This window comes from Candidatus Eisenbacteria bacterium (genome assembly GCA_020847735.1).
Classification (GTDB): Bacteria; Eisenbacteria; RBG-16-71-46; order RBG-16-71-46; family RBG-16-71-46; genus CAIXRL01.
Genome location: JADLBL010000020.1, coordinates 123199 through 135847, shown reverse-complemented (window position 1 = coordinate 135847; position 12649 = coordinate 123199). Strand labels below are relative to the sequence as shown.

The window sequence follows — 12649 nt, the reverse complement described above, 5'->3', positions numbered from 1 at the left end:
GGGCGCTGTGCTTCGGCCGATAGACACAGGGTCACACGTTCGCCCGGCGCGGGACTGGAAGCGCCGTCGGCCGGCGTCCGCCGCGCACCCGCCGGAGGTCGCTGCCAGGAGGAGACGCCATGTCCGAAGGGAATCTGCTGAAGCTTCGCCTGTCGCTGATGGGGCGGCCGGTGCGCAACTACACGTTCGACAAGCCCGTCATCAGCATCGGCCGGGATCCCGGCTCCGACGTCTTCGTCGACAACCCGGGCGTCTCGCGCGACCATTTCCGGCTCGAGAAGACGCCGGGCGGCGAGTACCAGCTCGTGGACCTCGGCAGCGCCAACGGCACGTTCGTGAACGACCAGATGGTGCACACCGCGGTCGTCAAGAACAACGACGTCGTGCGCTTCGGCAAGTACACGCTGTGGGTCGGTTACGACACCGATCGCAGGGCCGGCGGCCAGGAATCCCGCAAGTCGTCGGTCGGCACCGAGCAGCACACGATGGTGCTCTCGCGCGCCGAGCTCGGAAACCTGCTCGAGACGTCCAAGGAGCGCGAGGTCCATCCCGTCGCCCCGCCGGCCGGCGTGTCGGCCGCCGCGGGAATGACGTCGCCCTCGGCGTCGCACGGTTCGCCGGTCGCCGCGATCGTCGTTTCGTTCCTGCTCGGCGCGGCGCTCGGCGCCGGGGCGGTCTGGCTGCTGCTTTCCCGCTAGAAGTCCTGCACCGTTCCTTCTTCGACGAAGCGAGATCATGGACCTGATCCGGCGATTCCAGGCTGGGAAGCTCGCGAAGCGCCTGCAGGATCCCCTGCAGGAAGCGACCGACGTCGCCCAGGCGCAGGAGAAGCTCGTCGCCCTCGGTCCCTCCGCCGTTCGCGGGCTGCTCGACGCCATCGCCCGCGGCAAGGCTTCCGAAGCCTCGATCGAAGTGCTCGAGAAGCTGGCCACGAACGAGACGCTGGCGGTCTTCGTCGAGGCGCTGCAGTCCCCCGTTCCGGCGGTCGTCGAGGCCGCTTCCACCGCGCTCTCGCGTTCGGCCCTGTTCGATCCGGCGCTCCTGCTGCCCCTGTTCTCGGAACCGGCGATTTCCAAGGCGCGCCTCGAGGCCATCCTCGCCGCGCAGATGCAGCGCCTTCAGCCGGTGACGCTCGTCCGCGTGTTGCCGGACCTGAGCAAGGACGCCCGCGGGAGCGTGTTCCGGCTGCTCGAGCGGCGCGCCGACTCCAGCATCTCGAGCGACGTCGTCGGCCTGGCGCGCCACGCCGAGTGGTGGCTGCGACTGCACGCGGTCAAACTGCTGGCGAAGCTTCCCGGGCAGGACTCGATCCAGGGGGTCGCCGAACTGCTCAAGGACGAGAGCGCCGCGGTCCGCCTCGAGGCGGTCCGCACGCTGGGCGTGCTCAAGGCCAGCGAGGCGCTGCCGGCGCTCTGCGGCCGACTGCGCGACATCGACATCAAGGTGCAGGCGGCGGCGATCGAGACGCTGATCGCCATTGGCGACGTCGCGGCCGTTCCGCATCTGCTCGAGTACCTGCGCGACGACTCCGAGTACGTCCGCCGCGCCGCCGTCGAGGTTCTCAACCAGGTCGTGACGACCGAGGCGATCAAGGACCTCGTCTCCGCCCTGCGCGACGCCGACTGGTGGGTGCGCGTCCGCGCGGCCGACGCGCTCGGCACGCTCGGAGGCCCCAAGGTGATCGACGCCGTGATCGAGCTGGTCCAGGACCCCGACGATTTCATCCGCCGTTACGCCGTCGAGATCCTGAACACGGTCCCGGACAAGCGGGCCGTCGAGCCCCTGATCGGCGCGCTCGAGGACCACGACTGGTGGGTGCGCGAGCGCGCCATTGACGCGCTCGCGAAGACCCGCGACCCGCGCGCGGTGGAACCGCTGCTGCGCATGCTGACGCGCGACCCGCGCGCGGTGCCCCTGTGCCTGCGCGCGCTGGCGCAGATGCCCGATCCGCGCGTCGTCGAGTCCGTCTGCCGTCTCGCCGATTCCGAGAGCGCCGAGATCCGGCGCGAGGCGCTCAACGCGCTCACCCAGTTCAGCAAGGCCGAGCTGCCCGAGGAGGACCGCACGCGGGTCTACCAGGCGCTCGAGCGCGCCGGCTTCGGCGCCAAGCGCGCGACTCCGTCCATGCCGCTCGAGGTCCGGGGGCACTTCGGACCCGAGAGCGGCCGCTCGGACTCGGCGATCCGGCGCATGCCGTCACGCGACGCGGACGCCGCCGTCCCCACGCCCACCCCGACGCCGACGACGCCCGCGCGGCAGCAGGTGCTCAACTTCCAGAAGCTCGATCCCGGCACGATGGTGAACGAACGCTTCCGCGTCGTGCGCTACATCGGCGGCGGTGGTTTCGGAACCGTCTATCTCGTCGAGGACATCGTCGTTCGCGAGGAGCTGGTGCTCAAGATCCTCTCGCCCCAGCTGTCCATGGACGAGAGCATGATCCGCCGCTTCGTGCAGGAACTGCGCCTCACCCGCCGCATCACGCACCGGAACGTCATCCGCATCTACGACATGGTGGACCTCGGCGGGGCGCACGCCATCTCGATGGAGCACTTCGACGGCCGCGACCTCGGAACCGTCGCGCGCGAGGACGGCCCGATGCCCGTCGAGCGGGCGCTGGCGATCACCGAGCAGGTCCTGGACGGCCTCGAGGCCGCGCACCAGATGGGGATCGTGCACCGCGACATCAAGCCGGCGAACATCCTCGTGGACGCGAACGACGGGGTGAAGATCGTGGACTTCGGCCTCGCGCTGGTGGCGCAGGGAACGCGCTCGCGCCTGACGCAGAGCGGCATCCTGGTCGGCACGCCCGAGTACATCTCGCCCGAGCAGATCACGGGCCAGGAAGTGGACGGACGCACCGACCTGTATTCGCTCGGCATCGTCTTGTACGAGATGATCTCGGGCCGCCTGCCGTTCGCGGGCACGAACGCCGTCAACGTGCTGTTCCAGCACCTCGAGTCCGAGGTGCCGCCGCTCGCCGAGGTCGCGCCGCACGTGCCGGGCTGGGTGAGCGAAATCGTCATGCGCTGCATGTCCCGGCTCGCGGTGGACCGCCCCGCGAGCGCCGCCGAGACCCTCGCGCAGCTGCGCCGGGCCGCGGCCTAGGGAACCGCCGCCATGGCGCGCATCGACGCCTTCCTCGAGATCGGCAAGCAGCAGGGAGGCTCCGACATCCACTTCAACGTCGGCCTGCCGCCGCTCGTCCGCCTCGACGGGGAACTCACGCCGATCCCCTACCGCGAGCTCTCGCACGAGGAGTCGGAATCCCTCGTCTCCGAGATCCTGAACGAGCACCAGGTCGAGCAGTTCAACCGCCTCGGCGCCGTGGACTTCGCCTACACCGCGGAGGGCATCGGCCGCTTCCGCGTGAACGCCTGCCGGCAGCGACTCGGCATCTCGACCTTCTGCCGCGTGGTGCCCGACCGGGTGCCCTCGCTCGAGCAGCTGGGCATGCCGCGCGTGCTCTCGTCCTTCTGCCGCCTGAGCTCGGGACTCGTACTCGTCACCGGCGCCACCGGCACCGGCAAGTCCACGACGCTCGCGGCGATGATCCACGAGGTCAACCATTCGCGCTCGCTGAACATCATCACGCTCGAGGATCCGGTCGAGTTCGTGCACCCCAGCGACCGCTCGCTCGTCATCCAGCGCGAGGTCGGCACCCACGTGCCCTCCTTCCAGGAGGGGCTGCGCAGCGCCCTGCGCCAGGACCCGGACGTCATTCTGGTGGGCGAACTGCGCGACGCCGTGTCCATCACGCTGGCGCTCGAGGCCGCCGAGACCGGCCACCTGGTGCTCGGCACGCTGCACACGCGCGGCGCCGCCCAGACCATCGACCGCATCGTGGACGCCCACCCTTCGGACAACCAGTCCCAGGTGCGCAATTCGCTCGCCGACAACCTCAAGGCGGTCGTGAGCCAGGACCTGCTGCGCGTCGCCGACGGCCGCGGGCGTCGGGCCGCGCTCGAGATCCTGGTCGTGACGCTGGCGATCCAGCAGCTGATCCGCGAGGGCAAGACGTTCCAGATTCCCGGCGCGATCACCATGGGCAAGCGGCTCGGCATGCAGCTCAAGGACCAGGCGCTGCTGGCGCTCGTGCGCGCGGGCGAGATCGACCCGGACGAGGCGTTCCTCAAGGCCGAGGACAAGTGGGGGTTCGCGCCGTTCGTCACCCGCCCCGAACTGCTGGCGCTGATGACCGGCGGCGCCGAGGGAGGCAAGGCCGCGTGAACCGCATTGACGCGTTCCTCGAACTGGCCGTCCACCAGGGCGGTTCCGACCTGCATCTCGTCTCGGGCCAGCCGCCGCGCATCCGCATCGCCGGCGAGCTGGAGCCGGTGCGCTTCCGCGAACTGTCCGTCGCCGACGTCAACGACTTCCTGACCGAGTTCATGACCCTCGAGCAGCGCCAGGCGCTGGCGGAGCACAGCGCGATCGACATCGCCTACGAGTCGGAATCGGCGGGGCGCTTTCGCGTGAACATTTACCAGCACCTCGGCGGGCTCGGCGCGGCGTTCCGCGTCGTGCCGAACGATCCGCCGACGCTGGAGTCCCTCAGCCTGCCGTCCGCCATTCCGCAGGCGCTGGCGGTCGGCAAGGGCCTGATCCTCGTGACCGGGCCCACCGGCTCGGGAAAGTCCACGACCCTCGCCGCCATGATCGACTGGGTCAATCGCAACCGGAAGGGCCACATCATCACGATCGAGGACCCGATCGAGTTCGTGCATTCGTACCGGCAGTGCGTGGTCACGCAGCGCGAGATCGGCGCCCACGCGCCTTCGTTCTCCGAGGCGCTGCGCAGCGCGGTCCGCGAGGACCCGGACATGATCCTGGTCGGCGAGATGCGCGACCTGGAGACCATCAGCCTCGCCCTCACCGCCGCCGAGACGGGCATCATGGTCCTCGGAACCCTGCACACCAACGGCGCCGTCCGCTCGGTGGACCGCATCGTCAACGTCTTCCCCCCCCGCCGCCAGGCGCAGGTCCGAACCATGCTCGCCGACAGCCTGCGGCTGGTGGTCTCGCAGCAGCTGGTCCGCAAGCTGGACCACACCGGCCGGCTCGCCGCGGCCGAGGTCATGATCAACACGCACGCGGTGAGCGCGATGATCCGCGGCGGCAACACGCACAAGATCCACTCGGCGATCCAGGCGGGCGGGCGCATCGGCATGCAGGCCCTCGACGCGGTCCTGCAGGACCTCGTGCGGCGCGAGGTGATCAGCGGCGAGGAGGCCTACGAGGTGGCCATCGACCGCACGATCTTCGAGCGCTTCGTCAGCGGCGATCTCGCCGCCTGACCCCCGGGCGCGGGGCAGATCCACGGACGCGGCGTCCCACGCGAATCGTCGCGCGCGGAAGCCCTCAGGCGGCGACGGGCGGGTCGGTTTCGCCGGGCTCCGCGCCCACCGAGTAGACGTCGGCGAGCACGTCGTGCAGGCAGGCCTTGAGGGCCGCGATCACCTCGGGATCCCAGTCCACGTTCTCGCCGTTTTCGATGATGAGCAGCGCACGGCGGGGGCTCAGCGCCTCGCGGTAGGGCCGCGGACTCAGCAGCGCGTCGAAGACGTCGGCGACCGACAGGATCCGCGACTCGAGCGGGACCTGGGGTCCGGCGATGCCGAACGGACCGGTGCCGTCCATCTTCTCGTGGTGCCAGGCGGCGATCCGCGGCACGTCGCGCAGCGCCATCGGGTAGACGATGCGGTCGAGAATGTTCTGCGTGTGCGCCGCGTGCGTGGCCATCTCGGCCCGTTCGAGGTCCGTGAGCCGGTCGGGTTTGAAGAGCACTTCGTCGCGAACACCCTGCTTGCCGAGGTCGTGCAGCAGGGCCGAGACGCGCAGCACCTCGAGCCGTTCGGCGTCCAGGCGAAGCTGCCGGCCGATCCACACGGCCACGTCCTGCACGCGCTCGGAGTGCTGGGCGGTTTCGGGATCGCGCAGCGTCAGCGAATGCAACAGGGCGTTGATCGTGGAGGCGAAGGCGCGCTGCTGCTGTTGCAGCACGCGCAGGTGCTCCAGCGACAGCGACGCCTGGCTGGCGAAGACCGTCAGCAGGTCCACGTCCTCGCGCGTGAAGCGCCCGCGCTTGGGCCGGCGCACGTCGAGCTGCATGACGCCGAACGGGCCCTGGCCGTCGCGCAGCGGCGCGCAGATCGCGGTCTCCATGCGCGAGAGCACCTGGCTCTCGGTCGCCGAGTTCGCGCCGCCGCCGTTCACGTAGAGCATCGCGCAGTCGTCGTTCATGGCGCGTTCAGCGATCGTGCGGCTCAGCTGGACCGCCTCGGTCGCCTCACCCTCGTGCGTCTGGGCACGCATCACGATCAGGTCGTCGCTTTCCTCGTCGCGGCTGACGAGGACGAAGTTGGTGGCGTTCGGAAACGCCCGCAGCGCGTAGTCCGCGACGACGTCCAGCAGCTGCTTCTCGTCGTAGCGGGAGGCCGCCGTGTCGCGCACCAGACCGAGGAGCAGTTCGGCGACGCGCGCGTCGGAACGCACGACCTGCCCCTTGACCTCGTCCCACTCGTTGAGGGCGCGCCAGGCCAGCACGGTCGGCACGAACTTGTCCACACGCGGCAGCAGCTGGCTGTCGGTGACGGGACGGCGAATGCGGTCCTGGGACTTGGACATGGACGTGAAATCGGCATGTTCCGCCCCCGTCTTGAGCGCGACGCGCCGGGGCGCACTCCGGACTCAAGTCCGCCCCCCGGGAGGCCGAAACCCCGCGGGAATCGCCGGCCCACGGGACCGGCTTGGGCCACTTCCCCCGGCCCCCTTCGGAGGTACGCATGGACCCGCGTCTACCGCTGCTGCAGACGGTGCGCGCGCTGACTTCGGTCATCGACGCCTCGGACCCGTTCACGCGCGGCCGCTCGCTCCGCATTTCGCGCTTCGTCGTGCGCGTCGCCCGCGAGCTGGGCGTGCCCGAGGCCGAACTCGTGGACGTCGAGTTCGGCGCGCTGCTGCACGACCTGGGTCGCAACGCCATTCTCCACGACGTCATCCAGAGCCCGCGGCCGCTGGACGCGGGCGAACGCGCGGTCGTCCAGACGCATCCCACCATCGGCCGCGACATGATCAAGGACATTCCCGGCCTGGAAGCGGCCGCCGAGATCGTCTGGACGCACCACGAGCGGCCCGACGGCGCCGGCTACCCCCGCAACCTCGCCGCCGACCAGATCCCGATCGGCGCCCGCGTCATCATGGTGTGCGCGGCCTACGACGCGATGACCGAGGACCGCCCCTACCGGCGCGGCCTGTCGTCGCGGGCCGCGTGCGAGGAACTGCGCCGCTGCGCCGGACAGCAGTTCTTTCCCGACGTGGTCAACGCGTTCGTGCAGCTGCACGACAGCGGCCGGCTGTGGGAGGCGTTCACCCGCACCGAACTGGAAATCTGGGTTCGGCGCGGAGACCTCGCCGCCGCCTGAGCGCCCGTCTCGATCGCGGGGAGCGCGCGGAGGAACCGCCGCGGAAGACGCGGCCGCCGCCGGGCCATCGCGTGCGCGGGCTTCACGCATCGCCCTGGCCGGACGCACGCCGGAGCAGGCCGGAGATCGTCGGCCGGACGCGGTCGCTTGACCGTGCCCGGACACCGATCGCTCCTCCGCTCCATCGGAAGGTGGCGAAAGTCCGCGGCTGCACCCCGGCCCGACCCCGTAAGGAGCGCTGCCATGAAGCTCGCCTCGATGCTGGCCGTTGCCCTGCTCACGCTCTCGACCGGCGCGCCTGCCGCGAGCCCCCCCACCGCCCCGACCCGCCCGGGTCCCGGTCGCGTCGTGCATAGCGACGCCGAATGGAAACGCCTGCTGACGCCCGGGCAGTACGACGTGCTGCGCCGGGCGGGCACCGAGCGGGCCTTCTCGGGCGCGCTGTGGAACGAGCATCGCCGCGGGCGCTACCTTTGCGCGGGCTGCGGGCTCGAGCTGTTCGACTCCTCGGCGAAGTTCGACTCGGGCACGGGCTGGCCGAGCTTCTGGCGGGCGGCCCGGGAAGCGAACGTGCACCGCACGGCCGACCCGAGCTTCGGCATGCAGCGCATCGCCCTCGAGTGCGCGCGCTGCGGCGGCCACCTCGGCCACGTGTTCGACGACGGGCCCGAGCCGACCGGGCTGCGCTACTGCATCAACTCGGCCGCGCTCACCTTCGTGCCGGCGAAGTAGGGCCCGATCACCCGCGCTCGTCCTGGTGCTCGGGGCGCAGCAGGTCGAAGACTGTCTTCACCGGGCTGAAGACCTCGAGCGGCACCTCGACGAACACCGTGATCCAGTCCGCCATCGCGCCGTTCCACAGTCCCGGCCGCTCGAGCGCCAGCAGTTCCCTCCCGCCCGCGCTCTTGCGCGCGACCATGGCCGTCGAGGGATCCACGTAGTCGGCGAGCCGGAAGGCGCCGCCGTCGGCGCGGCGCAGCGAGCAGGCGAAGAACACCGGGTTGAAGTGGGTGGCGCGCGCGACGATCGCCTGCTGCGCGGGTGAACCCGGGTCCACCTGCACGGACTCGACGATCTGCCTCGAGATCCGGCCGCCCGCGTCCCGCACCCAGTAGGGCCCGCCACCGGGCTCGCCCGTGTTCCGCACCATCCCGCACACGCGCAGCGGGCGGTCGAGCCAGGCCGCGAGCGCGGAACGCCCGGCCGGCGGCTCGGGCTCGCCCAGCCCTTCGCGCACGAACGCGAGCGCGTCCGCCTCGGCGTCCGCATCGGGCCCGTCCGCGAGCCGGGCCCGCAGGACTTCCGACCGCGAGCGCAGTTCCGCGGCGACGCCGCAGAGGGCGCGGGCCCAGCGCAGGGATTCCGCGCGCCGGCGGCCGGTGGCGACGTTGTCCACGTTCTTCACGAACACGATGTCGCCGCCCGTCGCCTCGAGGTTCGGGAGCAGCGCCCCGTGACCGGCCGGCCGCAGCACCAGCCGACCGCTTCCGTCGCGAAACGGCCCGCCGCCAGGGTCGCCCGCGAGCGTGTCGGTGGCCGGCTGCTGCTGCGAGAACGTGACGTCGAGACGGGCGCCGCTCGCCCGTTCGAGCCCGGGAGCCAGCGACGCGAGCAGTTCGACGAAGCGCCCGCGATGTTCCGGCGACACGGTGAAGTGCGCGCGGCAGCGTCCGGAATGATCGCGCGTGAGCAGGAGCGCTTCCTCGAGGTGCTCGGCGAAGGCGGTCCGCGCGCCGTGCGGCGGCTCCGGATCGCGATGGAACTCGAGCAACCCCTTGGGCAGCCGTGCGTAGTCGAGCCCCCGCGGTTCGAGCAGCGCTTCGAGCAGCGGCCGCCACGGCCCGGCTTCGCGCAGGCGATCGAGCGAGGCGCCGCCCGCGGCGAGCGCCGAAGCGAGCGAATCGTGGAACGCGAAGCGCGGCAGGCCCTCGACGAACGCCACCACGGCGCGCGACGGCGCGTCGCCGGCCGACGCGGCCGCCTGGGTCGCGCCGGGCGCGAGCGGCCCGCCGCTCGAGAGCGCGGCAAGCAGTTCGTGGAACATGCGCGTGGCGGCTCCGGAGGCCGGCACGAACGTCGAGACGGCGCCCCGGCCCGCCGCCGACTCGTGCCCGTGGATCGCGGCGGCGAGGCGCGCTTCGTCGAGGCGCACCAGGCCGTCTCCCGGCGTGCACGGGCGCACCAGATCGGAGTAGCCCCGAGGACGGGCGAGCAACTCGAGCTGGCGGTCCGCCTCGTGCGGCGGGATTCCGCGCGCGGCGAGATCCTCGCGATCGGCGTCGCTGAAGCGGGAACCGCGGCTCGTCATCCGGTGGCACCTCGGAGCTAGCGCGCGTGGCGGGACGCCGCGCACGGACGCGGGACGCTACGACATTCGGGAGGTTCGCGCCCGGGGCGGCCGGGAGGCTCCCTTCACGCCGCCCGTCGCGGCTTCGTCGCCGGCGCTTCCACCACGGCAGCGGCCGCCGCGGGCGCCGTCCCGGGCAGGGTGCGCGCGGCGGCGAGGAGCGCGCCGCAGAACGCCACGAGCAACACGAGGCCTTCGCCCGGAGGCCCCGGACGGAAGAGCACGCCGGTCGCGACGAACACGGCCACCGCCAGCACTCCCCACCAGCGACCCCGCTCGGCGGAGCGCTCGCGGCCGAGTGTCCAGGCGTCGAACCCGGCACGCTTGAGGACGATGATGATGACCACGATCGAGCTGAAGCCGAGCGGATCCTCGAGGCGTGCCAGCGAGCTGGTCGCGAACGGCGATCCGGTCGCGACCAGGTGCAGCACCGTTCCCGTCGCGCCGACGACGGCCGCCAGCCGCCAGAGCGGCGCCGAGCCGCGCTCGAGCGCCCTGCCGGCGGTGAGCAGCGTCGCCAGCGCGAGCGTGGACAGCAGGCCATGACGCGCGTGCCAGGCGGCGTCCGCGGCCACCGACAGCGCCGCCAGGTGGGCGAGTCCCGAGGTCGTGGCCCACAGTGCGTGCAGGCCGAGCAGGCCCGCGGCGGCGGCGAACACCCGCCATGCCGCCTCGCAGGCCCGCCCGTCGCGTGCCAGCAGTGTGGCCGCGGTGTAGTAGGCGGCCACGGCGCCCAGCAGCAGCCGGAGTTCGAGTCCGTGCCCGGCGGGGCCGCCTCCGAACGACGCGAACAGCAGCACGGCGAGCATGGCGGCGATGCGTCCGTCGAGCGGCGTCCGCCACCTGTGCCGTTCGCGGTCCCTGCCCCGCGCGTCGGCCGCGAGCAGCAAGCCCGCGAGCGTGACGAGTTCGAGCCAGCGCATGCGGGCGAGCGGCCCCGGGGCATGCAGGCCCAGCGCGTCGAGCAGCGCTGCGGCGAACGCGACGGGCGCGAACCAATCCGCCGCGTGCGCCGAAACATGCGGCGACGCTGCGGCTCGCGGGATCGAAGCGGGAACGTGCGCCAGAACTCCTCCTCATGGTTCCGGCCGGGGGAGACGGAGGCCGAGGGGGCCAAGCGGTCCTTCGACTGTTGACGTTTTCGGAGCATTGCGGCTCCGGCTTGAGCCCTCGCCGGACCCTCCAACGTCAGGGGCGGCGCGGCTCAGCCGCCGCGAAGCTCACGGTGGATGGCGGCCGCCGCCTGGGCGCCCTGCCCCATCGCGACCGCGATGCTCGGGGGCGAAGGGCGGACGATGTCGCCGGCGGCCCAGATGCCCGCCGCCGAAGTCCCGAGCCGTGCGTCCGTCAGCACGTAGCCGTCCGCGTCCGTCTTCAGGACGCCGCGGCACCATTCGCTGTTGGGCAGCACCCCGATCTTGATCACGACGCCGCGGGTCGCGAGATCGGAGGCGGCGCCGTCGGCCTCGAGACGGACGGAGGTGACCGAATCGCCGCCGAGGATCGCCGTGACGCGACGGCCCGTGTGCAGGCGGATGCGCGCTTCGGCGGCGACCCGTTCGCGGAACTCCGGCCGTGCGCGCGGCTCACGGCGAACCACCAGGTCCACCTCGCTGCCGGTGGCGGCGAGCAGGAGCGCGTTCTCGAACGCCGCGTCGCCGCCTCCGACCACCACGACGGGATGGCCGGCCAGTCGCGCCTGATCACGCGTCGCCGAGAAGGACACCCCTCGCCCCTCGAACTCGCGCTCGCCCGGTACGCCGAGTCGGCGGCGACGCACGCCCGTCGCGACCAGCACCGCGCGGGCGGGCAGCGCCTCGCCGCCGCCGAACGACACGTGCGGCCAGGGTTCGCCTTCTCCGGCCGCTCGCAGGGAGGTCGCTTCGAAACCGCCGCGCCAGGTCACTTCCGCGCGGTCCAGCTGCCGGGTGCAGGCGGCCGCGAGCGCCGGTCCGTCCCCCGCCTCGAAGCCGGGCACCGCCGGCGGGTGGAAGTGCACCCGGTGCAGCTGCCCGCCCGGCGTCGGCGCGGCGTCCACCAGGCCGACGTCGAGCCCGAACGAGCGCGCCCACAGCGCCGCCGAGATGCCGGCGGGCCCCGCTCCGACGATCAGCAGGTCCCTCACCGGCGCTCCCGCAGCTCGCGAGCGACTTCCCAGAATGTCTTGGGTGACAGCGCCGGCAGCCCGTGCCTCGCCGCCAGTTTCGCCAGACACTCGCGGCGCACGGCCCCGAAGTCCGAGGAGGCGTTGCCCTGCTCGCGCATCCGGACCTCGACCGTCACGCCGGGAACGCGGCGCACCCGGGTCGCGCCCGCGGCGCGCAGCGCGAAGTCCCAGTCCTCGCTCGCGGCGAACGACTCGTCGAAGCCCCCGAGCCGCTCGAACAGCTCGCGCCGGACGCCCCAGGCGCTCGGCGGAAGGTAGTCGTCGGTCCGCATCCGCTCCTCGTCCCACTCCCGCGCCAGCACCACCGATTCGAGGCTCTCGCGCACTCCGTCCTCGCGCACGCGTTCGCGGATCACCTCCGCATCGCGCCAGGCGAAGCCCACCCCGGGGTCGGCGAACGCGCCGACGAGCCCCGCGAGATGTCCCGGCCGCCAGCGGTCGTCGTCGTCGAGGAACGCCAGCACGTCGCCGACAGCGCCGCGGGCCGCGGCGTTGCGGGCGGCGCCCGGCTGCCCGAACCGAACGGCCAGCACCGTCACGGCCAGCATCGGCAGGTCCGGGAGCGTCTCGACGTCCGGCGGCGCGCCGTCCACGGCGACGCGCAGCTCGAGCGGCGCGGGTTCCTGCGCGGCGACGCTCGCGAGCGCGTCGGCGAGCAGGGCGGGCCGCCCGCGCGTCGGCACGATCACCGAGATCGTGGGCGGCATCGTCCGC

Annotated in this window: 11 protein-coding genes; 6 read left to right on the top strand and 5 right to left on the bottom strand. The window is 72.3% G+C overall.

From position 1 onward, the window contains the following. Window positions 1–119: 119 nt before the first annotated feature. From IT347_09400 to IT347_09385, 4 genes are read left to right on the top strand one after another with little or no spacing between them, the layout of a single operon-like run. Window positions 120–698, top strand: coding sequence for an FHA domain-containing protein (locus tag IT347_09400; protein ID MCC6349790.1), 579 nt, complete (start codon window positions 120–122; stop codon window positions 696–698). A gap of 37 nt (window positions 699–735) precedes the next feature. After that, a complete protein-coding gene (locus tag IT347_09395; GenBank protein MCC6349789.1) occupies window positions 736–3105 on the top strand; it encodes a HEAT repeat domain-containing protein in 2370 nt (789 codons plus the stop codon). 12 nt (window positions 3106–3117) lie between these two features. Further along, on the top strand, window positions 3118–4227 hold the full coding sequence (locus tag IT347_09390; GenBank protein ID MCC6349788.1) for a PilT/PilU family type 4a pilus ATPase: 1110 nt from the start codon (window positions 3118–3120) through the stop codon (window positions 4225–4227). Further along, the gene (locus IT347_09385; protein MCC6349787.1) at window positions 4224–5294 is read left to right on the top strand and encodes a type IV pilus twitching motility protein PilT; all 1071 of its coding nucleotides are present in this window, start codon (window positions 4224–4226) and stop codon (window positions 5292–5294) included. The genes IT347_09390 and IT347_09385 overlap by 4 nt, the downstream gene beginning before the upstream one ends. Before the next feature lie 64 nt (window positions 5295–5358). Here IT347_09385 and IT347_09380 read toward each other — a convergent pair whose 3' ends face one another. After that, entirely contained in the window at window positions 5359–6624 is a 1266-nt protein-coding gene (locus tag IT347_09380) for an HD domain-containing protein (protein MCC6349786.1), read from the bottom strand. A 158-nt stretch (window positions 6625–6782) separates the two neighbouring features. Between IT347_09380 and IT347_09375 the strand changes: the two genes are divergently transcribed. Both IT347_09375 and msrB read left to right on the top strand, forming a co-directional pair. Then, window positions 6783–7421, top strand: coding sequence for an HD domain-containing protein (locus IT347_09375; GenBank protein ID MCC6349785.1), 639 nt, complete (start codon window positions 6783–6785; stop codon window positions 7419–7421). Window positions 7422–7679: 258 nt separating this feature from the next. Next, a complete protein-coding gene (msrB, locus tag IT347_09370) occupies window positions 7680–8153 on the top strand; it encodes a peptide-methionine (R)-S-oxide reductase MsrB (protein MCC6349784.1) in 474 nt (157 codons plus the stop codon). A gap of 7 nt (window positions 8154–8160) precedes the next feature. Here the strand turns inward: msrB and IT347_09365 are convergent, their stop codons facing one another. From IT347_09365 to IT347_09350, 4 genes are all read right to left on the bottom strand, one after another. After that, window positions 8161–9729, bottom strand: coding sequence for a DUF4301 family protein (locus tag IT347_09365; GenBank protein ID MCC6349783.1), 1569 nt, complete (start codon window positions 9727–9729; stop codon window positions 8161–8163). A gap of 104 nt (window positions 9730–9833) precedes the next feature. Beyond that, on the bottom strand, window positions 9834–10691 hold the full coding sequence (locus IT347_09360) for a hypothetical protein (protein MCC6349782.1): 858 nt from the start codon (window positions 10689–10691) through the stop codon (window positions 9834–9836). A 281-nt stretch (window positions 10692–10972) separates the two neighbouring features. After that, window positions 10973–11893 carry an NAD(P)/FAD-dependent oxidoreductase gene (locus IT347_09355; protein ID MCC6349781.1) on the bottom strand — a complete coding sequence of 307 codons (921 nt, stop codon included), beginning with the start codon at window positions 11891–11893 and terminating at the stop codon, window positions 10973–10975. After that, entirely contained in the window at window positions 11890–12642 is a 753-nt protein-coding gene (locus tag IT347_09350; GenBank protein MCC6349780.1) for a glycosyltransferase, read from the bottom strand. The genes IT347_09355 and IT347_09350 overlap by 4 nt, the downstream gene beginning before the upstream one ends. Window positions 12643–12649: the final 7 nt, after the last annotated feature.